This is a genomic window from Mucilaginibacter sp. (assembly GCF_039921305.1).
GTDB lineage: Bacteria > Bacteroidota > Bacteroidia > Sphingobacteriales > Sphingobacteriaceae > Mucilaginibacter.
In genome coordinates this window covers 1-23,274 of the sequence record NZ_JBDSCA010000067.1, presented here as the reverse complement: position 1 = coordinate 23,274, position 23,274 = coordinate 1, and the positions used below count along the sequence as shown (strand labels likewise).

Annotated in this window: 23 protein-coding genes; 15 read left to right on the top strand and 8 right to left on the bottom strand. The window is 43.3% G+C overall.

Annotation, left to right across the window (positions count from 1 at the left end; all coding sequences use genetic code 11):
• Positions 1-94: 94 nt before the first annotated feature.
• The 4 genes from ABIN91_RS19630 to ABIN91_RS19615 all read left to right on the top strand — a co-directional run bounded on the left by ABIN91_RS19630 (position 95) and on the right by ABIN91_RS19615 (position 3,244).
• Complete coding sequence (locus tag ABIN91_RS19630; RefSeq protein ID WP_348053147.1) at positions 95-823, top strand: hypothetical protein; 729 nt, start codon at positions 95-97, stop codon at positions 821-823.
• Positions 824-1,199: 376 nt separating this feature from the next.
• Entirely contained in the window at positions 1,200-1,451 is a 252-nt protein-coding gene (locus ABIN91_RS19625; protein WP_348053146.1) for a hypothetical protein, read from the top strand.
• A gap of 83 nt (positions 1,452-1,534) precedes the next feature.
• A complete protein-coding gene (locus ABIN91_RS19620; RefSeq protein ID WP_348053145.1) occupies positions 1,535-2,302 on the top strand; it encodes an AAA family ATPase in 768 nt (255 codons plus the stop codon).
• 234 nt (positions 2,303-2,536) lie between these two features.
• The gene (locus tag ABIN91_RS19615) at positions 2,537-3,244 is read left to right on the top strand and encodes a PAS domain-containing protein (RefSeq protein WP_348053144.1); all 708 of its coding nucleotides are present in this window, start codon (positions 2,537-2,539) and stop codon (positions 3,242-3,244) included.
• A gap of 187 nt (positions 3,245-3,431) precedes the next feature.
• On the opposite strand, the gene ABIN91_RS19610 is transcribed toward ABIN91_RS19615, so the two are convergent.
• Positions 3,432-3,974, bottom strand: a complete 543-nt coding sequence (locus tag ABIN91_RS19610; RefSeq protein ID WP_348053143.1) for a hypothetical protein — start codon at positions 3,972-3,974, stop codon at positions 3,432-3,434.
• A gap of 426 nt (positions 3,975-4,400) precedes the next feature.
• Between ABIN91_RS19610 and ABIN91_RS19605 the strand changes: the two genes are divergently transcribed.
• From ABIN91_RS19605 to ABIN91_RS19575, 7 genes are all read left to right on the top strand, one after another.
• Positions 4,401-4,979, top strand: coding sequence for a Crp/Fnr family transcriptional regulator (locus ABIN91_RS19605; RefSeq protein ID WP_348053142.1), 579 nt, complete (start codon positions 4,401-4,403; stop codon positions 4,977-4,979).
• Between the two features lie 89 nt (positions 4,980-5,068).
• A complete protein-coding gene (locus ABIN91_RS19600; RefSeq protein ID WP_348053141.1) occupies positions 5,069-5,479 on the top strand; it encodes a VOC family protein in 411 nt (136 codons plus the stop codon).
• A 390-nt stretch (positions 5,480-5,869) separates the two neighbouring features.
• Positions 5,870-6,046: a hypothetical protein gene (locus ABIN91_RS19595; protein ID WP_348053140.1), complete on the top strand. Its 177-nt coding sequence runs from the start codon at positions 5,870-5,872 to the stop codon at positions 6,044-6,046.
• A gap of 70 nt (positions 6,047-6,116) precedes the next feature.
• A complete protein-coding gene (locus ABIN91_RS19590; RefSeq protein ID WP_348053139.1) occupies positions 6,117-6,353 on the top strand; it encodes a hypothetical protein in 237 nt (78 codons plus the stop codon).
• 160 nt (positions 6,354-6,513) lie between these two features.
• Complete coding sequence (locus tag ABIN91_RS19585) at positions 6,514-7,383, top strand: hypothetical protein (RefSeq protein ID WP_348053138.1); 870 nt, start codon at positions 6,514-6,516, stop codon at positions 7,381-7,383.
• Between the two features lie 343 nt (positions 7,384-7,726).
• Entirely contained in the window at positions 7,727-8,209 is a 483-nt protein-coding gene (locus ABIN91_RS19580) for a hypothetical protein (protein ID WP_348053137.1), read from the top strand.
• Positions 8,210-8,258: 49 nt separating this feature from the next.
• Positions 8,259-8,621 (top strand): YdaS family helix-turn-helix protein, encoded by a 363-nt coding sequence (locus ABIN91_RS19575; protein ID WP_348053136.1) that lies wholly within the window; start codon positions 8,259-8,261, stop codon positions 8,619-8,621.
• 133 nt (positions 8,622-8,754) lie between these two features.
• Here ABIN91_RS19575 and ABIN91_RS19570 read toward each other — a convergent pair whose 3' ends face one another.
• The 4 genes from ABIN91_RS19570 to ABIN91_RS19555 form a co-directional block, all read right to left on the bottom strand.
• Entirely contained in the window at positions 8,755-9,615 is an 861-nt protein-coding gene (locus ABIN91_RS19570) for an AMP nucleosidase (protein ID WP_348053135.1), read from the bottom strand.
• Between the two features lie 369 nt (positions 9,616-9,984).
• The gene (gene lspA / locus ABIN91_RS19565; protein ID WP_348053134.1) at positions 9,985-10,539 is read right to left on the bottom strand and encodes a signal peptidase II; all 555 of its coding nucleotides are present in this window, start codon (positions 10,537-10,539) and stop codon (positions 9,985-9,987) included.
• A gap of 261 nt (positions 10,540-10,800) precedes the next feature.
• Entirely contained in the window at positions 10,801-11,376 is a 576-nt protein-coding gene (locus tag ABIN91_RS19560) for a YceI family protein (RefSeq protein ID WP_348053133.1), read from the bottom strand.
• A 602-nt stretch (positions 11,377-11,978) separates the two neighbouring features.
• Entirely contained in the window at positions 11,979-14,201 is a 2,223-nt protein-coding gene (locus tag ABIN91_RS19555) for a gliding motility-associated C-terminal domain-containing protein (RefSeq protein ID WP_348053132.1), read from the bottom strand.
• Between the two features lie 234 nt (positions 14,202-14,435).
• On the opposite strand from ABIN91_RS19555, the gene ABIN91_RS19550 reads away from it, so the two are divergent.
• Complete coding sequence (locus ABIN91_RS19550) at positions 14,436-15,155, top strand: DUF1080 domain-containing protein (RefSeq protein WP_348053131.1); 720 nt, start codon at positions 14,436-14,438, stop codon at positions 15,153-15,155.
• 183 nt (positions 15,156-15,338) lie between these two features.
• On the opposite strand, the gene clpX is transcribed toward ABIN91_RS19550, so the two are convergent.
• The 3 genes from clpX to tig all read right to left on the bottom strand — a co-directional run bounded on the left by clpX (position 15,339) and on the right by tig (position 19,326).
• On the bottom strand, positions 15,339-16,577 hold the full coding sequence (clpX, locus tag ABIN91_RS19545; protein ID WP_348053130.1) for an ATP-dependent Clp protease ATP-binding subunit ClpX: 1,239 nt from the start codon (positions 16,575-16,577) through the stop codon (positions 15,339-15,341).
• Positions 16,578-16,837: 260 nt separating this feature from the next.
• Positions 16,838-17,545 carry an ATP-dependent Clp protease proteolytic subunit gene (locus ABIN91_RS19540; protein ID WP_348053129.1) on the bottom strand — a complete coding sequence of 236 codons (708 nt, stop codon included), beginning with the start codon at positions 17,543-17,545 and terminating at the stop codon, positions 16,838-16,840.
• Between the two features lie 422 nt (positions 17,546-17,967).
• The gene (tig, locus tag ABIN91_RS19535) at positions 17,968-19,326 is read right to left on the bottom strand and encodes a trigger factor (protein WP_348053128.1); all 1,359 of its coding nucleotides are present in this window, start codon (positions 19,324-19,326) and stop codon (positions 17,968-17,970) included.
• Between the two features lie 354 nt (positions 19,327-19,680).
• On the opposite strand from tig, the gene ABIN91_RS19530 reads away from it, so the two are divergent.
• The 3 genes from ABIN91_RS19530 to ABIN91_RS19520 all read left to right on the top strand — a co-directional run bounded on the left by ABIN91_RS19530 (position 19,681) and on the right by ABIN91_RS19520 (position 23,048).
• Complete coding sequence (locus tag ABIN91_RS19530; protein ID WP_348053127.1) at positions 19,681-20,796, top strand: hypothetical protein; 1,116 nt, start codon at positions 19,681-19,683, stop codon at positions 20,794-20,796.
• A 236-nt stretch (positions 20,797-21,032) separates the two neighbouring features.
• Entirely contained in the window at positions 21,033-21,443 is a 411-nt protein-coding gene (locus ABIN91_RS19525; RefSeq protein WP_348053126.1) for a hypothetical protein, read from the top strand.
• 180 nt (positions 21,444-21,623) lie between these two features.
• Entirely contained in the window at positions 21,624-23,048 is a 1,425-nt protein-coding gene (locus tag ABIN91_RS19520) for a hypothetical protein (protein ID WP_348053125.1), read from the top strand.
• Positions 23,049-23,274: the final 226 nt, after the last annotated feature.

The following is a 23,274-nucleotide window of genomic DNA, read 5'->3' as shown; positions in this document are numbered from 1 at the left end:
TTTATTTGTTACTTTGGTTATTATTGTATTGCAAAGGTAAGGATTTGCTTTCAATAATGAAAGTAAAATTGAAAATAATTTAGATTTTTAAAGAATGCATCAAGGCGAAAATATCAGGAATATACTCAAAGGTTCGGGCAAACAAATGGGCGATATTGCCGATTTATTGGGTTTAACAAGGCAAGGGCTCAATTATCATCTCCGTAAGGATGTGCTCGAAGATGGTTTTAAACGTTTGCTCCAGGCTAAATTTCCGGATGTTTTCAATTTTGAAAATGAAAGTGTTGTGCGCGACCAGAGCAACGCGTATAGTATTGGTCAGCTGCAACAGGCCGACGGGGGCGATTCTCCTTTTATTGATCTGGGTAACGGGCAGTATATCATGATCGTTCCGCTGGTGCAGGATTACGCTTACGCGGGATACCTGAGCGGTTACCAGGATGATGAATACTTAGAGGAGCTGCCCAAACATAGTTTTGCCGTTAATAAACAACACCGGGGGCATTACATGGCTTTCCAGGTGATTGGCGATAGCATGAGCAACGGCACCGACGAAAGTATTACCGAAGGCAGCACCGTAACCGGCCGCGAAATACAACGCCATTTGTGGAACAGCCGCTTCCATATTCACCGCTTTAAAGATTATGTGATCGTTCATAAAGAAGGTATCCTGATCAAACGTATCAGCAAGCACGATGTGGATACGGGCATCATCACCTGCCAATCACTCAATCCCGATAAGGATGCCTACCCCGATTTTGAACTCAATTTAGATGATTGCCAGCAGATGTTTAATATTGTGAATGTAACGCAGATAAGGTAGGGGAGTATCAAGTAGTGAGTAGTGAGTAGTGAGTATTAAGTAGTGAGTAGTGAGTATCAAGTAGTGAGTATCAAGTATCAAGTAGTGAGTATCAAGTATCAAGTAGTGAGTATCAAGTATCAAGTAGTGAGTATCAAGTATCAAGTAGTGAGTATCAGGTATCAAGTAGTGAGTATCAAGTAATCATATAAAGTATCTGGTATCAAGTAATGAGTATCACTTATCAAGATACATAAATAATTGCCATGCTAATCTCAATCCGCTCATCCTCAATTCAATAAAATATCATACCCATACTAAACCCCAGTACGCTATGCAATGTCTATTATATAGCGTTGCATAGCAACCTATTATTCAAACTAAACTGCATATCACCATGAAAAAGCTATTTTTAATATTATTGCTACCCCTGGCAATGGCAAGCTGCAAAACGCCAACTTACACTATCGGGATGACGGAGGCCGAGTTTACCCAGCATCAAAAAGTGCTCACTACTTTGGTTGAAAAAACCACCCATAGGGCTATATACAAACGCCTCACCAGTCAGGATGCTAACGGTTACCAAACTTACCAGTATTTTTACTTTACCGATGGTAAACTGATGCGCATTGCGGCAAGCGAAGGCTAATAAAGCGCCGGCAGCAATTTGTTTATTTATCTATATTTGAGCTGGTAGCCATTCCGGCTCAATGGTTTAAGCTGGGCTGATTCATGATATCAAAAGGAGAACTGATAGAGATCTATTTTAAAAAGGAAGAAGCAAACCTAAACAGTTATCCTTTTAACCTGCCTTTTTTTACACAGCGCGACGGCCTTAAAATGCACCCCAAAGTAACTTACTTTGTTGGCGAAAACGGCACGGGCAAATCAACTTTGTTAGAAGCCATTGCCGTAACATCGGGCTTTAACCCCGAGGGCGGCTCGTTTAATTTTAACTTTAATACGCGGGCATCGCACTCAATGCTGTACAAGCACCTGGTTACATCGCGCGGGGTACACCGCCGTACCGATGGCTACTTTTTGCGCAGCGAAAGCTTTTTTAACGTTGCCACAGAGATAGAGAACCTGGACAGGCCCTTTGATGATGATGGCTTTCCGCTGGGTGGTGGCCCTAAGGTTATTAATGCCTACGGCGGTAAATCGCTACACGAGCAGTCGCACGGCGAATCGTTTTGGGCGCTGTTCATCAAACGTTTTAGGGGCCGGGGTTTTTATGTATTGGATGAGCCCGAAGCTGCGCTATCGCCGGCAAAGCAAATGGCTATGCTACTGCGAATGAATGAGTTGATAAACGAAGGTTCGCAATTTGTGATAGCCACACACTCACCTATATTGATTGCTTATCCCGATTCGCTCATTTACGAATTTACTGCCGATGGGGTACAGGTGCGCACCTATGAGCAAACCGGTTTGTTCCAAACTTATGCCGAGTTTTTTATGGACCCGGCATACATGGTGAGCAGGTTGCTGAGAGGGTAGTGGTTCAGAATCAGGAGCCAGGAATCGAAGATGAAACCACAACGTTCCCCTCAGCACTAATTACCGACCTGTAACTGCTACGATAGTATTTTAATTAATAGGAATAAGTGGCTTAAGGCAACATCAGGCTACTTATTATTTTTTGGCCCGGTTGTTTCATTATAAGTTATAGTTGTATTTATTACATCGTGCGTACATAAATTAATTGCTATTAAAAGGGTACAACTTGCCATCATGGAATTATGTAAAGCCCAAACGTTCAATAATGCTTTATGCTTAAGTTTTAGCAATAAAGAAGCCGCTGCCAGTTTACTAAATAATAAACAAGTTATTAATAAGCTGCAAAGCGATTTAAATGGCATCAATTTTAAATACAACGCGGTGTTTAACAGTGCCGATAGTTATTATATTATACTGGATAAGCATTTAAATATTGTTGATTATAATTATGCGTCGTTACGGTTGATCAAAAACGTTTTTGGCAAAACGCTCATTATCGGCGAGCACATCGGCAAATACCTTAACGACGAACTGAGCGACTCTGTACTTGCCAATTGTACCCGGGCCCTTAGCGGCGAAACCTTTACTGTGGAGCGTAAAATAACCTTTTGCGCTACCGGGATAAGCTGGTGGCAGGCCAATTATTCGCCGGCTTATAACGAGCACCAACACATAGCCGGTATTGTTTTTAACGCGGTTGATATAACCGCGCGCAAAGCACGCGAAGCCAAAATAGAATCGCAGAACCAAAAATTGAAAGATATATCGCTGGTGCACTCGCATGATATCCGTGGCCCTTTATGCACGCTAATGGGTTTAATGGAGCTGATCAAATTAGAGGGCCTTGGCGGCGATTCGCGGTTTCTGGCTATGATGGATGATACCATTACCTTGCTGGATAGAAAGATACGCGATATTGTAGCGTATGCGAGTGGTGAGTAATTAAATTTATCGCATCGTACCTCGGCAATGGCATAATAGTATTCGCCGCAAAGGAAAATTAGAAAGTTAAGTATTCCAGATCCGGGGTAGCCCATGTGGGTGTTTGAACGGGGGGAATATGACCATATTCCACATAAAAAAAACCGCCCTCAAATGAAGGCGGCTCTATATCAATTATCGTTTTTACTTAGTTACGACCCGGACGGTGATCATCACGTCCGTGACCATTGTCATGTCCGTTACCATGTCCATTATCGTGTCCGTTATTCTGCGGGCGACCCGGTTGTGGGCGACCTGGTTGCGGGCGGTACACCGGGCGTGTTTTTTGGTAACGGGTGTATTTTACATCGCGGCTATCGCGTATAACGGTTTGTGTACGTACGTTTTTATAACGGGCGTATTTAGCGCGGTAGGTAGCGGCGCGCAGGTATGGTTTTGGCTCGTTCACTACAACTTTGTAACCGTGGTACAAATCGTAATTGGCATAGCGGGCCGGTAATACGCTGGTGCGGGTCCAGGTGCGGCCGTTAAGGTAAATGTACTGGCGGTTGGGCACATCGTAATACATGTCAATATCGGGCATGTAATAGTATTCGGCGTGGTCGTAACCAACCGGTCCCCAATCGGGCTGGCTACCAATGTTAAGGCCTAAGCTAATGCTGATCTGCGCCTGGGCAGGTTTAAACGCAAAAGCGCTCAAAAATAATGCGGCAAATAGTAACTTTTTCATCTTTTCTATTTTTAATGTTTCATGAGGCTTGTCATGAGTTTTGGTTGTGTGTAACAACTCACAATAGCTGTTATTGTTTTAATTGTTTAGCGGCAAACTTGCTCTGCCTTTTATACTCTATTAAACTATGCTAACATAGCTTTGTCAAGTGTTGGTGCATGTAAAATGCGTGTGACAATGATTGTTGAATATCGAATGATGAAGGAGGTAAAAGGTTTAATGAGGAACTTACTGGTGTAGAAGCCTGATCATTTTTCATTATTAAACATTCATTATCGATCTTCAAAAGAGTTCACCACGAAAAGTTTAGCAGTTACTCAAGATTAGCTTTATGTGAATCAGATTTTTAAGAATTGCGCAGATCGGTGAATTTTTAATTTATCAATATCGGTTTACCGGAATGCCGAATATTCCTATTTTTACCTTATGCGTTTTGACGTGTTTTTTCAAAAGATTAAAACCTATGTTGATCTCTCGCCGCAGGCGGAAACTGCGTGGGCGGCGTTGCTGCGCGAAAAAACTTACCACAAAGGCGATTATTTTGTCACCGAAGGCCAGACACCAAAAAAAGTAGCTTTTATAGTGAAGGGCCTGCTTTACCAATACTACACCGCCGATAATGGCGATATGGTGGTAAAATATTTCTTCCCCGAAAACCGCATTGCCGGCTCAATGGCGGCTACGCTTACACAAACGCCCGGCAACTTCACCATAAAGGCGCTCGAGGATACCCAGGTGCTGGAATATAATTTCATTGAATTTAAAAAACTGGTTGGCATTTATCCCGATATCGCCGCGTTTTATATCCGCTATATGGAGCAGCACTGGATCATTGAAAAGGAGCCGTACGAAGTATCGCTGCGGTATGAGTCGGCCAAAACCAACTACGATATTTTTTTGCAGAAGTACCCCGGATTGGTTAAACGGTTAAAGAAACAGCATATCGCAGCCTACCTTGGCGTTACCCCTACGCAGTTGAGCAGGATATTTTTTGCGAATAAATAATTTTTTCCGCTTTTCTCAACATAGGTAAATTTTTTAGAAAAACGGATGCCGCAACTTTGTGTCATCGATAACAATAAAAAATTTAAATCATGGCAACAAAAATTTTCATCAATCTGCCCGTTAAGGACCTGGAAAGGTCGAAGGCATTTTTTAGCGGACTCGGCTACAGCTTCAATCCCCAGTTTACCGACGAAAAAGCCGCCTGTATGGTAGTGAGCGAACACATTTTTGTGATGATGCTCACCGAAGCTTATTTTAAAACTTTCACCAAAAAGGAAGTAAGCGATGCGCATAAGAGTACCGAAGTTTTATTAGCGCTGGATGCGGCATCAAAAGAAGATGTGCAGCATACCATAGCCAAAGCGCAAGAGCTGGGCGGCACCCTATACGCCGAAGCGCAAGACCACGGCTGGATGTACCAGCACAGCTTTGCCGACCTTGACGGCCACCAGTGGGAGATTGTTTACATGGATAAAAGTAATATCCCCAATTGTGGGTGAACCTCGGATTTCGTGTAGTGTAAAGGTTGACAGCCGCTCTGGCTGTTAACCTTTTATGTGTTTAAAGCTTGTTATCAGCATAAACAGGTTTATTTGTGGAGGTTTATGGTTTGATATGGCAGCTTTAAAGTTAAAGCTTGCATGCGGGCATTGCCAGCCATAAAAAATTCAATTTTCGGAAAGTCACCTTTTTATTGTCAGAGTTCCACAACTCATTTGTCTGATTTTTAACACAATAGTTTCTTTACATCATCAATAGAGTGTTCAATATCCGAACTTTAGGGGTCAAAGCTTCCTGTAAAATGGGTGTGACAATGGCCTTGTTTTATCGTACAGATTAAACTATTTAACTTTTGAGGAGTTGAAGATATATACCAACAAATAAAAGCTATGAAAAAGCCTTTTTTAAAACTATTAACCCTCGCCTTATTTGCCGCTATCGGGCTGCAAAGCTGCTCGGTAGCTTACCGCGAAAACAGGTATAAAAGGGATAATCAAAAACAGCATGATCGGGATCGTGATCACGACCATGATAATAATAACCGTAACTATTACCAAACCCGTTAAGGGGATTTTTATTTAAACAATTAAACCGATGGATCATATAAAAACCCATCAAACTAACACAAACAAAAAAATGAAAAGTTTAAAAATATTAGCAGTAGCCGTAGCGGCTGTATGTTTTTTTGAAACCGCCAATGCCCAGGTTGTAGTGAGGGCACGTATAGGTACGCCGCCGCCACGCCATAGGGTAGTGGTAGTGCAACACCCTGTACAACGCAGGGTTGTGGTAACAAGGTCATATCACCGCCCATACAGGCATCACTATGTGCATCACCGCACGGTTGTGGTAAGGCACCCGCACAGATATTAATTTTGAAAGGCCGCTTTAAATGAGCGGCCTTTTTTTGTGGTGTTGCTTTTTACAATGTATCCCGGCGCTCATCATAACCTAAGTACTTGATACCTGATACTCACTATTTGATACTAATAAATTATTTTAATATATTTAGTCGGGAAAAAAATAAACACCGGTGAAAAAATGGTTGCTGTTTTTATTGCTGATGGTTGCGGTATCCGCGGCACACGCTCAGTTTGCCAATGCCGAGGCCGATACGGCTTTTAAGTTTACGCACCGCCTGTCGCGCTCGGTTAACCATTGGATAGCTTTCCCCAAAGATAACGCAACCGGTATTTACCCTTTCGGATATTTGTATATCGACCCCAGCCAGGGCTTTCTATTTAACCTCGAAGGCTTTTTTACATCAAACGGCAACGGCACATTTACCCGCGTTAAACGTAAAATAGACGAAACCACCCGCCTGCAATATAACCTTAAGCCGGGCCCTAAACCATTAGTTGCCATTATTGAGCAAGATCATAACGTAGAGCTTGATATTGACCCCCGGCCAGATTGGTATGCCAACTATAACGATTATACCGATACCGCCGCCCATTGCGTAGAATGGGCCAAAGCCTACAATGGTATTAAAGACCCGGAAATGGCAGTATCTGTTTTGCTTGAGCCCTACCGCACTGCACCCCATACCCCCGGCCTTGAAGTTGAGCTTTGCCATGCCTATTACGAACTGAAACGCTTTGACGAATCCATCAAAGTTGCCGAAGCAGCCTTGCTTAACAATGTAGGCAACGCCGCCCTGTACAAAGAGTTAGGCAATGCGCAACTAAGCAAGGGCCGGTTAGACGAGGCCATATCAACCTATACATCGGGCATTAAACTCTGCGATGCTGGCCCGGGCGATGATAAAAGCGAGATGGCCATGTACACCGCCGTTGCCTATGGTAATAAGGGTAATAAAGAGGCCTATAAAAAGTGGATCATTTACGCCAAGCTCTGGGCACCCAAAAAATCGGAAATAGCCGCTTTGCTTGAGGATATGTAGCGAAGAGATGAAAGATGGATCAGGGAGAAGATGTGTTTGCTGTTTTTTTAATTTGCCTGCCATTAGTACTATATCCCCTGTAGCTACGTTAAATTTATCTGATAGATCCTTCACTCGTTTTCTTCCTTAAATAAGTAACATTGGTGTTTTTGTTATCAAAATGGTAAAAAACACTTTGCCTGGAACTGAATTTTTATCAATATCGAAACAATAGTGTACTTTATATCCCAAACTAAGGTGTAAATTTATTTCATTATTAACGCGTTATTTATCTGCGTTGTTTAATTAATAAAGAAAGGCTTAAGTGGTGATATTTATTTATTGCTTAACTAACTCATAATTAATGTTTAAGTTAAAATACATATTTCTATTGTTGATCGTGTCATTATCGGCTTGCAAGCCTAATACTAATGAGCGTGCCCGCGATTTGATATTGCATTATTGCGATGTAAACTTCAAGCATTATCAGCCTATTGCATTTGCTCCCGCGAAACCTTATTATGTACCTTACGAACGCAGCGCGCAAACTATTAAATACGTCAGCCGTCAGCAAAAGCTAAAGCGCCGGCACGATAGTTTGCATCGTTTAATTGTAACACAAAACAAGCCGGAGTACCTTTTAGAGGCCGATTCGGTTTCCGATGAAATAGATACGCTGAATAAGGTAATGGCGCAATACAAAGAAAACTACAAGCCCGAGCGTAAAGGCTGGGCTATTGTACATGATTATAACCAAAAAAATAATGGTGGCCCTTTGGTGCGCTCAACAACGGTTTTTATTATTGATAACGACTTTAAAAACATACTGGAAACTTACAAAGAGTAATTTGAGCTACCTGATAATAGCCATATAGCCTGCCGATCAACATACGTACATGACCACAACCACTGATAACCAATTATTAAAACGCCTGCGCATAGTTATTAAAACCTGTGGCGGCCAAAGTAAATTTGCCAAAGCCTGCGGGGTATCGCAATCGTTGGTGAGCTTGATGTTATCTGGCGAGCGCGATGTGAATTTTACAGTGATCCGCGCCGTGTGTCATGATTTGGGTTACGCCCCCGAGTGGGTAATAACCGGCAAAGGCGATAAGCAAGCCGACGGTAAAAAAGACAGTACCAAACTGGTTACCGAGATCCAGATCCTCCGCACCGAAATAGAACTGCTGCACGCCCGCATGCGCAGTTATGAAAAAGCTTTTGAAGAGATGAGGGGAAGGATGGAACTTCAAAAGTAAAGATTAAAGGAGCATCCGAGAGCGCCTCAGTACGACACCCGGCGCACTTCAATATAGCCAAAAAAAAGGCGCATGCTCATCGCATAACGCCTCTTATCTTGATTCCTGAGTCTTGCCTCTTGAGTCTTCTTACCTAAAACTTCAAGTGTTTAACCGTTAATCCATTATTTATCAATTGCTTTAAGCTGTCTATCCCAACACGCAGGTGTGTTTCTACGTATTGTTCGGTTACTTTGCTGTCGCTTTCGGCGGTTTTAACACCTTCGGGTATCATTGGCTGGTCTGATACCAGCAGAATTGCCCCCGTAGGTATCTTGTTAGCGAAACCGGTGGTGAATATTGTTGCCGTTTCCATATCAATGGCCATGGCGCGAAGTGTTTTAAGATATTTTTTGAACACCTTATCATGCTCCCACACGCGTCGGTTGGTAGTGTAGCAGGTACCGGTCCAGTAATCGCGGCTGTGATCACGTATGGTAGTTGATATCGCCTTTTGCAGCGCGAAACTCGGCAGTGCGGGCACTTCGGCAGGCATGTAATCGTTTGATGTACCTTCGCCGCGGATGGCCGCTATCGGTAGTATCAAATCGCCTACGTTGTTCTTCTTTTTTAAACCACCGCATTTACCTAAAAATATCACCGCTTTAGGGTGTATCGCGGTAAGCAGATCCATCACGGTTGCGGCAAGGGCGCTGCCCATACCAAAGTTGATGATGGTGATACCATCGGCGGTAACGCTTTGCATCGGTTTATCCAAACCCATTATCGGCGCATTTTCATGCCATTCCGAAAACATGGACAGGTATTTTGAAAAGTTGGTGAGGATAATGTATCCCGTAAAATCTTCGAGCGGACGGCCCGTGTACCTTGGCAGCCAGTTGGCCACAATAGCGTCTTTTGTTTTCAAACCCGATTTTATCGGGGTACTTACTTCTTTAACAGTCTGAGTTTTTCCTTCTAATGCCTCTTTCTTAACGTCTTTTTCTTCGTTCATTTTTATAGTTTATTCTGGCCGCGGTATAGCGGCTCTACTTAAAGATAATCAAAATTTGTGGCATTTGCAAGTGGGGGATGGTTATTTGTTATGGAGTTAATGGGATTATTAAGTTGATCAGTGAAAAATTAATAGTTGATTATATATAACTAAACTACCTTCCAGAGCTATTGTACAAGCTATAAAACAAATAAACTAATCAACTAATAAACAAATATGGGCGTTGCCTTCGGGCCGGGCTATCCGTTACAAGTCCTCGCCACTGATAGACGTGGCTGTGGGCTTTCCACTGCTATCCCTAACGCGGGCTGGTGGTATTATCTGGAAATGACACGTGAATGATTGCGGTTTTTCTTGACAAGAGTTTGGTTACTCAGCCTCACTACCCGCTTCCGGCTGGGCCGTTGCCAACCTTTCGGCCTCCAGTTTTTCCTCTTCTTTGCCTTCTTTGCGCAAGCTGAAAAACAGAACGATAACGCCTCCGGTAACGCACATATCGGCAACGTTAAAAATGCCGGTGCGCAGGTTGCCTATGCCTACGTTCATAAAATCGGTAACGTGGCGGTCGAAGAAGATCCGATCTACCAGGTTGCCTAACCCTCCCGAAAATATGAGCGCGAGCGCAACGGTTTTGGTTGGGGTTATTTGTTGGCGTTTCTGTATAAAATAGATAAACAGCCAAACCATTAGCCCTAATGGTAACAGGCTCAATAATATAAAGCTGGCCGCTTTGGGCAGGTTATCACCAAGGCTCAAGGCCGCGCCGGTATTTTCGGCATACTCCAAAATAAAGGTGTTGTGGAAGTATGATATTTCGGGCGCGTTCATTAAATGGTCCTTGGCCAGTTGCTTGGTGTACCTATCGCAACCAATAAACGCGACAGACAGCAGGCAGAATAATATAATTTTTATACGGGGTTGCATGGGTGGTATTTTGGGCAAAGGTAGGGAAAATAGAAGATATAAATTCCAACTCAACACCCTGTCATTGCTGTAAGGTACGAAGCAATCGCGAACTGTACAGGGCGAATACGCATAGCCGCTCTGCCTCCGTGCGATTGCTTCGTGCCTCGCAATGACAAAATGGGAGAAAAAACAAAACCCCCTTGCCAATAAGCAAGAGGGTTTTAGCTTTAAATTTTAACCTCTGCCTGTCGGCAGGCAGGTTTTGGCTTTAAGCTTAAATTAGTTTTTGTCGAATTCGCCGTTAGCAACAATAGTGATCTCGTCGCTCAACATAGCCGAACCGAAGCCTGTACCAACACCAAAATCTTTACGGTTAAGTGTACCTGTTACTTTAAAACCAGCAACCGGAGTTTTTTTCATGCTTAGGCCCTGGCGTACTGTAGCGGTTAAAGTAACTGCTTTGGTAACACCGTGTAAGGTTAAATCGCCAGCAATGGTATAAGTGTTAGCGCCTGTTTTTTTGAATGATGTGCTTTTGAAAGTGATGGTGTTAAATTTGGCAACATCTAACATGGCATCGCCTTTTACGTGTTTATCGCGGGCTTCATTATCGGTGTTTAAAGTGTTTGGATCGGCAGTAAGGGTTAGTGTTGCGCCGTTAAAATCATCGCCTTTTGATGTGATGGTAGCATCGGTTATTTTGAACGAACCGTCAACATCAGATACACCCATGTGTACAATAGTGAAACCTAATTTTGAGTGAGCTTTATCTACTCCCCAGGTTGATTGCGCGTTTACGTTGAACGATAGAAATGCCGACATAGCTACAGCGGCGATCATTGATAACTTTTTCATAATTTGATTTTTGTGTTTGATTTATTTTTATTGAACTAATATATACTTATCTGTTTACAGGGCATTATTTAACACCCTAATTTGACTCCAAATTTACAAACTATAATTATATGTTACAACATGTAATTGTCAAAGATTTGTGATTTTTAATTTGGGATAACGGATGTTTAACTGTTTAAACCGGGGAATTATTTATCGAGGATATTAACTGTCAGATCCGATAGCTATCGGATTCGGATTGTTGTTATTACGGGAAAGGGCTGGTTGAGGTTGCCTTTATAGGTTCAATTTCGGCTGCTTTATCATTAATGCTCTATGATTTTTTATTTTATGGATAAAATTTCTAAGATATAAGCAAAGCAATCAGATAGCAATCAGATCGTAATTCGTAATTCCGAAATCAATATGGGCGTTGCCTTTGGCCCGGGCTATGCGCTCATACTGCACAGGCCTTAGTCACGGGCCGGTATCCGCTCCTATCCCTAACGCATAGGGTAAAGAAGCAAATATTAAATCGCGCATCCAACATCTCCATCAAAGCAAATTACAATCCGATAGCCATCGGATCGCACATCCGACATCCCACATCCCAAAGCAAAACATCACAACACAATAGTAACACTGCCCGATTGCTGGATGGGTTTATTGAGATACAGATCGTAAGCGTCCATTATCCAATAATAAGTACCCACGGGCATTTTTTTGCCGTTGCTGGCGCCATCCCAGCCTTTAAGGTAATCGGTGGTTTCAAATAGCAGGGCGCCCCAGCTGTTGTATACCCTAAAGTGGTTCAGCCTTACCGCTTTGGTTATCTTAAGGCGGAAAACATCGTTATTGCCATCCCCATTAGGAGTAAAGGTGTTAATGCCATAATCAACAATAACAGGCGGTAAAATTTTTACATGTACCGGGAATATTTTAGCGCAGTTGTTTAGGTTATAGGCTTGTATGTAATACGTTCCGCGTACTGATATTTTAGATGGATCGGGCAACAGGCGGGTGGCCAGGCTATCAATATAAAAGGCAAACTGAGTACCTACCTGGGTGGTGAAAGCATGCGTAATATCAATAGTTTGCGGGAAAATAACCGCAGGCGGATCGGTAACGGTAGTTACCGGGTAAGGGTATACGGCTACATCAATAGCCGTGCTTACATAACACCCCGCTGCCGAGTAAGCTCTAATGTAATACCTGCCCGTTGTGGTAATAGCTTCGGGGTGTTTTAAGGTATCGGTACATTGGGCGTTAAGCCAATAGGTGTACCTGGCTATGTTCTCGTTACCAGCGTTAGCTGCCGGGCTGGTAATATCGGCGGTTTCGCAGGCCACTATATTGCTTGTTTTTATGATGGGTAAATTATTAATTAACACCGTAACTGGCTCAATATCGGCACAACCGTTAGCGGTATTAATGGCCTTAATATAGTAAGTTCCGCTTTTGCCTATTTTATCGGGGTTGCTTAATGGTTGGCTGGCGGCGGCATCGGTATAATAAGTTAGCGGACTATTACCAATCAAAGCGCTGCCCGCGGTAACGTAGGCTTTGGTAATATCTACCGTAAGGGGTTCACAAACCTCGGGCGGGCTGGTTATTTTTAGCACGGGCGTGGGTAAAAAGCTTACCCGTATAGGTTTTACAAAAAAGCACTCTGATGGCGGGGTGGCTTTAATGTAATAGGTGCCCACATCGGTAATGTTGGTAGGGTCGTCAATCAGGGTGGTGCAGGCGGCATCTTTATAATAGGTGTACACAAAGGCAGTGTCGCTGCCACTGGTAATATCGGGGGTAGTAATATCGGCGCCTACGTTGCGGCATACGGCTATACTGCTTTTTACGTTAAGGATCAGGTTTTCTGATGATTGTATGGTGGTGGTAAGGGTATCCTGGCACCCTAAACCATCATAAGGTGTTACCACTACCGAGTATTGGGTGCCCACGGGTGGTAATGGCGATAATTTATAAGTACTATCGGTGCCAATTACCTGAGTGAAATTACGGCCATTGTACCACGCATAAGCCTTAAAGCCCGATGGCGCCTTTAACGTCATGGTGTTATTGCCAGAGCAAATAATATTGCCAGATAGCGGCGATGTGCAATTTTGGTTAACATCAATATAGGCATAGGCAAAGTGCCCGCCGGGGCCACAGTTATTGGTAGTAAACTCCAGCCGCATGGTTTTGCCGGCATAGCCCCGTAAATCAATAGTTACCGGGCTCCAGGGTTTAAAATAAACATCGTTGTTGGAAGTTTGCGTAGTGGCTGCCCCAAAACCCGGCAACGTGCCAATGGATACAAAATCAAAGTTGGCGCAATCTGTTGGTTTATTATCACTTAAGTTGTATACGGCGGCTGCAAATTTGGGTTTGTTCAGGTCGGTGTGGCGCGCGTCAACAGGGTCTTCAATAACAACGGCATAATAGTATATTAAACTAAAATTGTTGTTGTTTTGCGGTACGGTAAAGGTATAGGTTAGTTTTTGCGCTTTGTTTTGCCCGCCACCGCGCGAGTCGTTACCCAGCATGGCAACATAGTTACTGCCATTGGGGCTGGCAACAGGGAAATGGGCATACGGATCGGTCTGTTTTGATTTGCGGGCAATTATAGTGTGGATACCATTAACTATGCCCTGGTTGTTTAAAGTAATTGTACCATCCGGATCATGAATAGTGCCCGTATAACCTTCCCAACCCTGAAACGTGCCCATATCAAAGCCCATGTTAACGGGGCATTGGGCCAGGGACCTGTTGCCAATCATCAGCAATAAAAATGTAACGATGTAAATGGCCCGCCTAAGCATGTACACAGGGGATTTAAATTTCAGCATTTCAAATCTACAGTTTAAATTAAGTATTTGTAATACAGGGTAGTAAATTTTTTTGATTGGTAGTTAAATGGAAGTAGGAATGCAACACCTTTAGAATAAATGAACTGTCCTTGTTTATTCATTTTCATCCACCGCGCAATTACGCGCGGTGGATGAAAATGGGTTACCTCCATTGTTAGTGCTGTAAATAACAATCAACTATAAATACTACCTTTAGTAACCAATACAAGCCCTATGTTATATAGAAAATACATTGCCTTAGCGGCATTAGTTGCTTTAACCTTATCGGGATACAAAACGCTTAAAGATCAATATATAGCCATGTTTAACGGCAAAGACCTAACCGGCTGGGAAGGCGACCCCAAATACTGGCGGGTAGAAAATGGTATAATGACAGGCGAAATAACTCCCGAAACGGTAATTAAAGTAAACACCTTTTTAATTTGGAAGGGCCACGCCCCACAAAATTTTGAACTCACGGTTGATTACCGCATCAGCGCCAAAGGCAACAGCGGTGTAAACTACCGCAGCAGCCGGGTTGATAGTTTGCCTTATGCCCTTAAAGGCTATCAGCTTGATCTGGACGGGAAAGACAAATACGGCTTAGGCTATCCGCGCCACAGCGGCCAAAACTACGAAGAACGCGGCCGGCAATTTTTAGCCACCCGCGGCCAGCGCACCATTATTGGCGCCGATGGCAAACCCACCTTTATTGATAGTACCGGCACCCGCGCGGGCTTACTAAGCCACATTAACTACGATGGTTGGAACACCTTGCGCATTGTAGCCCGGGGTAATAATTTAAAGCACTACATCAACAATACACTTATGAGCGAAGTTACCGATAACGACCCGGTGAACCGCCGCTTTGATGGCCTGATAGGCGTACAGGTACACGTTGGCGGGCCCATGAAGGTTGAGTATAAGGGCTGGAAGTTGAGGAAGCTGGAGTAATAATAGTAGTCACCATCTTGTTATTACTTCGTTTCCTTGCAATGACGCTCGGGGGGAAAGAGGAGGAGTGCAAGTGGATGAAAATTAAACATTAACCACAAAAAAAGCCCCCCGATCTATCGGGAGGCTTCAATAATATTTAGGAAAAGCTTTCTGCTTTCAGCTCTGAGCTTTCAAGCTATCTTAAGCTACCTTCAACTTTTTCAGATCCGATTTATCGAATTTCTCCAAAGCGTAATCCAGCGTTACTACCAGCTCATTCACATCTTTTTTAGATGGGAACTCAAACATGGCATCAATCATAATGGCTTCGCAAATAGAGCGGAGGCCACGTGCGCCAAGCTTAAATTCCATTGCTTTATCAACAATAAACTCTAAGGTTTCTTTTTCAAATTCTAAGGTTATTCCTTCGTATTCAAAAAGCTTTTTGTATTGCTTTAACAGCGAGTTTTTAGGCTCGGTTAATATGTTGGCCAGCGCTTCACGATCCAACGGGTTTAAATACGTTAGCACCGGTAAGCGGCCTATCAGTTCGGGTATTAAGCCAAAAGCTTTTAAATCCTGTGGGGTAATGTATTTGTACAGGTTTTTGAGGTCAACATCCGGGTCGTCGCCTTTAAACTTGTAACCTACGGTTTGTGTGCGTAAGCGGTTAGCTATCTTTTTTTCTATACCATCAAAAGCGCCACCACAAATAAACAGGATGTTGCTGGTATTCACGGTTATCATCTTCTGGTCCGGGTGTTTACGGCCGCCTTGCGGTGGTACGTTAACCATGGTACCTTCCAGTATCTTTAACAGGGCCTGTTGTACGCCCTCTCCGGATACATCACGGGTGATGGATGGGTTATCGCTTTTGCGGGCAATTTTGTCCACCTCGTCAATATAAACAATACCGCGCTCGGCTGTGGCTACATCGTAATCGGCAGCTTGCAACAGGCGGGTTAAAATGCTTTCCACATCTTCACCAACATAACCGGCTTCGGTTAATACGGTGGCATCGCAAATACAAAACGGAACGTTCAGTACTTTTGCTATTGTTTTGGCCAGTAAGGTTTTACCCGTACCGGTTTCGCCCACCATAATTATGTTTGATTTTTCTATCTCAACCTCGTCTTTTTCAACCTTTTGGTTTAAGCGTTTGTAGTGATTGTACACAGCAACGGCTAACACCTTTTTTGCATCATCCTGACCGATAACATATTGATCAAGGTGGGTTTTTATTTCGTAAGGTTTAAGTATTGTGGTGGCCTGGTTAGGGTTCTTCACCTTGCGCACCTTCATTTCTTCGGCTAATATTTCGTTGGCCTGGTTCACACATTTATCACAAATGTGGGCATCCAATCCAGCTATGAGCATCAAAGAGTCCTGCTTCCCGGCACCACAGAACGAACACTTGATCTCTTTGCTATTCTTATTCATCACCATATAGTTTATACAAAAATAAGGATTTTATTACAAAAATGTCACTGTAAAGTTGAATAAATCAATTTACAGCGACATAAATATCTCATTTACAGTTATTAAGCAATCTATGTAATATTTACAATAGTTTAACTCTGTAAACGTGGAATGGTTTTAATTATTTTAGTATCAAGTATCAGATAGTATCAAGTATCAAGACAGGTTAGCGATTTTTTGAAATACTTGCTACTAACTACTTGATACTTGCTACTCACTATTTAAACCTTACCTTTCTTACCTGCTCCTTTTAAAACCTCATCAACCATACCAAATTCTTTGGCTTCTTCGGCAATCATCCAGTAATCGCGGTCGCTGGCTGCATGCACTTTGTCGTACGATGCACCGCTATGATCGGCAATGATCTGGTATAATTCAGTTTTCAGTTTGGTGATCTCGTGGTAAGTGATCTCGATATCAGATTGCTGACCGTTTGCACCGCCCGATGGCTGGTGTATCATCACCCTTGAGTGTGGCAACGCAGCACGTTTACCTGCCGCGCCAGCGCAAAGCAATACAGCACCCATTGATGCCGCCATACCTGTACAAATGGTTGCAACATCGTTACTGATGAACTGCATGGTATCGTAAATACCTAAACCTGCGTAAACAGAGCCACCTGGCGAGTTAATGTAAATTTGGATATCGCGCTGCGCATCGGCAGATTGCAAAAACAGCAATTGCGCCTGGATGATGTTGGCATTGGTATCGTAAATGGCATCACCTAAAAAGATGATACGGTCCATCATCAAACGGCTAAATACGTCTAACTGAGAGATGTTCAACTGGCGCTCCTCGATGATATAGGGCGTCATGCTGGTGGGTATGCGTGAGCTATCTACGCGTGATATAAAGCTATCTACAGCAAGGCTGTTAATACGGTGGTGTTTTACAGCGTAATTGCGAAATTCGTTTTTGTCGATCTTCATGTGTTTGTGGTTTTTATGGGCCGGGTGCTAATATATAATACACGGCTTAATTGTTATAACAAATTAAAATTTTTTAGTTGGGTTAATTGTCACCGTTGATTCAATTGATTTCTATGATTTCGCTGGTTTTTGATGTTTACCGTCATTGCGAGGTACGAAGCAATCTCTTTAAGCAGAGCGGCTATACAGTTCACCTTGCAAAGTTTACCGTCCTAAAGAGATTATTAATTTGTGTTTGTTTTTTTTAAGGTATTAATGAGCTTCCTATCGGTCGGTTGTCTTCGTGCCTCGCAATGACATTTGAGAATACGCTATGCAAATAATAATCAGCGAAATCAAACTAATCACTCTAAAAAATCAACGGTACAAAAAATGCCGGGCAATAAGCCCGGCATCCATATTTGCAATATGTAAATCCTTACTTATTTTTCGTTAACTGGTAATGCTGCAAAAGCGGCGCTATCAATATCCTTTTTATCCAGGGCTACAACAGTTTTTAAATGATCTAAAGTTTTTAAGGCTTTCAGTTCTTCAAATATCTTGTTGCCGTTCTCTTTGTTTTGCAGGTATTGTACGGTGTACTGGCCCAATTGCTCATCGCTCAAAGGTTGCGGACTGTACATTCTGAACTGCGCATCTAAACGTTGTTTTGCTAACGCGAAAACCTCATCGTATTTAATCTCGATGGTGTTATCTTTCATTATCTTGTTTTCGATCAGCGTCCAACGCAGGTTTTTAGCAAAGTTTTCGTAGTCTTTGTCTAAATCTTCCTGAGTTAATTTTTCGTTAGTTGCAAGCAACCAGCGTTTTAAAAATTCATCGGGCAATTCAAAGCTCACTTTATCCATTACCAGGTTATAAAGGTCGTTTTGCAAACGGCGGTCGCTATCTTGCACCATCATGCTTTCAACCTCTTCGGTAATGCGTTTTGTAAATTCTTCTTCGGTGGTAACTGTACCTTCACCAAACAGCTTGTCAAAGAACTCCTGGTTCAAATCGCTTTCTTCCAGGCGGTTCACGTTTTTAACTGTCAGTTGGAAATCGCTTTTCAAATCAGCGGCTTCGTCTTCTTCAATTTTCAATAAGCCGGCAACTTTAGCAGCGTCGTTATCAAAAGCTTTCTGAATATCGAAAGTTAATACATCACCCTTTTTGATCCCGATCAACGATTTTTTAACCTTATCGTTTTTAACCTGATCTAAACGGATAGATGCCGTGTTGCTAATGCCACCTTCAAAAACAGAACCATCTGCAGAAAGTTGAACCAATTCGGCATATATCACATCATCATCTGCCGATACGTCAGGGTTTGTCATTTTGCCATAGCTGCGGCGGATGTTTTTGATCCTTTCGGCCAAAGTTTTATCATCGGCTTTAATTACGTACTCAGTAACTTTATCCTTACCACCTAAGTTCAAAGCAAACTCAGGCGCTAAGCCTAATTCGTAGTTAAACTCAAAATTATCGGTAAAATCCCAATTAAAATTGGTGCTATCGTCAAATTTAGGTAGCGGCTGGCCCAAAACCTCGAGGTTGTTTTCGGTAATGTATTTTTGTAGTGAATCGCTCAGCAAATTGTTAACCTCGTCAACCAAAATGCTTTTACCATACATGCGTTTAATGTGTGATGGCGGAACCATTCCGGGCCTGAAACCGGCTATTTTAGCCTTCTTAGCCTGATCTTTAATAGCTTTTTCAACACGCGGAGTATAATCTTCGGGTTGTAGTTTAATGGTTAAAACAGCGTTTAAGTTGTCAATTTTTTCTTGAGTAATATTCATTATGCGGTAATATATAGCGTTTCACTAATTGTTAAAAACCATGCCAAAGCATACTTTGGTTTTGGGAGGGCAAAGGTATTAATTTTTTTTATTTGGTGAATAGTTAGTATCAAGTAGTTAGTATCAAGTAGTTAGTATCAAGTAGTGAGTATCAAGTAGCGAGTATCAGGTATCAAGACCAGGGAAGCAATTAACCGGCATCTATTGTCATTGCTGAGGAATGGAGCAATTGCGAACTATATAGAGCCGCCTGACTCACCACCCCATAATGATGCGGTTCTTACTTGCTACTTGCTACTTGATACTCGTTACTTAATACTTATTTCAAAAACCCTACTTTTACCACCATCAATTATGCGCATCACCCTGCTTATCCTATTAATCTGCTCAAGCTGCCTAACATCGCGGGCGCAAATCTATGTTGGGCAGCAGCAGGGCCTGCCTTATCGCGATACCAGCAAGCACATCGCATCTATGCGTACCTGCCGCTACAGGGCCATTATGGCAAACGGTAAATTGGTTAAAACCACAAAAGACGACGAGGCGGTGTTTTTTTACGATAAGCATGGCAACCTGGTTAAACGGGTTGTAGTTTATAAGGATAAAGACATCAAATATGTTAAGCAAGCGGCCGAGGCCGAGTTTAGTCGCCACGCTTTTAACGACTCTACCAGGGTAATTAACAAGCCTATTTACGATGAGCGCGGCAACTTAATTATGCTCCCGCACGATCCGCTTTTGTACAACCTGAGCGGCACCTTTAAATATAACGATCAAAACCAGATCACGGATCTTAAACAGATCGACCAAAACAACTATCTCAACCGCACGCAAACCTTTACCTATAATAATGAGCATAAGCTAACCGAGCGTGTAGAAAAAAACTTCGGTGGCAATATCATCGAAAAAACAACCTTTGATTATGATAAGGCTGGCCATGTGGTGCAGGTACTAACAGCTGATGCTGGTCATGTTGTATCGCGAACCAAACTCATTTATGATAACATCAGCGGCAAGCTCATGCATTTGGTGCTGATAGGCGATGCCAGTGAACCACCCATTCAGTACAGTTACGAGTACGATAATAAAGACCGCAAGGCTCAAATTTATATGATATACGGTAACACCAGGCGCCTGTACTCATCCTTTAAATATGATGCGCAGGGTGGCGGCTACACTTATACCGAAAACAGCCAGGATAAAACCATTATCCAAACCATAGCTGCCGGCACCCGCAAGCGCGAAGTGTTTGACGATAAGCAACCCCGCAACATACAGGAATGGCACTTTGATAAGCGTAACAACATTACCTACCAAATGGAAGCCAGCTACACCCAGCCGCCCCAAAAAATTGAACTGGCAAACATTACCGTAGTTGAAAACGATATTAAATACCGTGGGGGGATATTTAATTCGATAGCCAACTGGTTTAGAGCAAAAAAGTATCCGCCACGGGCGGGGGGGATGTGAGAGGGTAGTCAAAAGTCAAAAAAAGCGTTGACTTTGTGCAATGAGAGCCTGCCTGTCGGCAGACAGGGGGTGGAGGGGTGTGTTACTCTGGTGCAAGGTTCGTCGCGCGTATAACACACCCCTACAGTCGCACTATTCCAACGCGCCCCCTCTCAAGAGGGGAATTAGAACGGTGTTAAAAACATCTTCCATCTTACCTTTCACATCTTCCATCAAACCACTATCTTTGTAATCAAATGAAACGCGCTACCCTTATACTGCTTACCATAATTTACCTGTTCTCCAGCCTTGGGGTATCGGCTAAAAGCATGTATTGCATGGGGGTATTGCGCCAAACCAGCATCAGCTATACCGTAACCACCACTACTACAACCGTTACTCACACTAAGGCCGAATGTAAAATGGCCAGCCGGATGAAAAACTGCTGCAAAACCAAAAAGCAATTGCTTAAGGTGAGCGATAAGCATGTGTATAGCGGCGCTATGGATGTTTTGGCCAAGCTGTTCCCGGTGCTGTTTAATTTAACCACTAACGATGAGCCTGTTTGCGCCAGTGTAATATCGCAACAGCAATGGTACTACACGCATGCGCCACCGCCGGTAAACGGCACCCCGGTGTATGTTTTGAATTGTAATTTCAGGATCTGATCAACTAATTCTTTCTTCTCTTTTGTCATTTCGAACGAGGTACGAGAGAGAAATCTTTTGCGTGTGCTTGGTCACCGTAAGATATATCTGCTGTATATCCATCGCTCCCAAAAGATTTCTCTCGTACCTCTATCTAAATGACATGATTTTTGCTTAATTACAATTCAAAACACACCAACAATGAAAACCAACATTCTATATATACTCTTCACCCTGCTCACATCCGCGGCAAGCGCCCAGATGGATATGAGCCACATGGGGCACGATACTATTAAAAAAGCAACAGCCGATACCGCAAAAAAAATTAAACCCCGCCCGGGCTACCACATCATGAACGGGAAGGAAATGAAAAACAGCGACATGGGCATGATGGACATGGATATGGGCGATATGAGCATGAGCCATGCTTACTCGCGCAACCTGCCCATGAACCGCGACGGCAGCGGAACGGGATGGTTGCCCGATGAATCGCCAATGTACGCTTACATGTGGATGCCGGGTAAGTGGAACCTGATGTTTCATGGGGCGCTGTATCCACGTTATACCTCGTCCAATTTTAATAACGATGGCAAACGCGGTCAGGGAGCTAAGTTTGACGCGCCCAACTGGTTTATGGGTATGGCGCAGCGCAAGGTTGGCACAAAGGGCCTGTTCGCTTTTAACTTGATGATGAGTTTAGATAGGCTTACCGAGGGCGGCTACGGCTACCCGCTGCTCTTCCAAAGCGGCGAAACCTGGGACGGTAAGGCCCTGCACGACAGGCAGCACCCGCACGATATCTTCAGCGAACTGGCCGTGGCCTATACGCAATCTTTCACTAAGGATATTGACCTGACGGGATATATTGGCTACCCCGGCGAACCGGCCATTGGTCCGGTTGCGTTTATGCACCGCATATCGGCCATGAACAACCCCGATGCTACGCTGGGCCACCATTGGCAGGATGCCACGCATATTACTTTTGGCGTTGCTACGCTTGGTTTTAGATACAAAATAGCCAAGATAGAAGCCTCCGCGTTTAATGGCCACGAACCAGACGAGAACCGCTTTGATTTTGATAAACCGGTGTTTAACAGCTATAGCTACAGGCTTTCGGTTGCGCCAGATAAGCATCTGGCCCTACAGTTTTCGCAAGCGCAAATCAATGGCCCCGAAGCCTTGAACCCTGCCGAAGATATCTTCCGGACAACGGCCTCCATCGGCACACAACATAATTTTAATGATGATAGCTACCTGAGCAACACCCTGGTATGGGGCCATAACTCGGTAAACCATCACGATGGGCACGCCAACGCCAGCGAGCATTCAATTACCCTCGAAAGTAACCTGCAATTAAAAATGCTGGCCCTATACGGCAGGTATGAGTTTGTCCAAAAATCGGAAGAGGAGTTAAGCCTCATCCCGGCAACGGATGAGCTGTATAATGTGAATGCCTTTACGCTCGGCATTAATCACCGCCTGTTCCAGCAGTTTAAAACAGATTTTACGCTGGGTATACAAGGCACAGTAAATGCCATCCCCAACGGTTTAAGTACCCTTTACGGGAACACACCGATTAGCGGGCAAGTGTATTTGAAGATAAGCCCAAGCAGGATGGCCCCCTAACCCCCTGAAGGGGGAACAGGAATATCGAACATCGAATTTTGAATGATGAATATCGAAATTACTTCAGTATTTGATGTTGAATGTTTCCCTTTTTTCGCTTGTCATTGCTGTAAGGGTTTATTAATTCGGTAATAGAATCAGGATTTTTATTTGTTGTTTAGGGTGGTCATTTCGATAGGTTTTTTTCCATTGATACCTTGATGTGGCCTTTCCCAATTATAGTAAA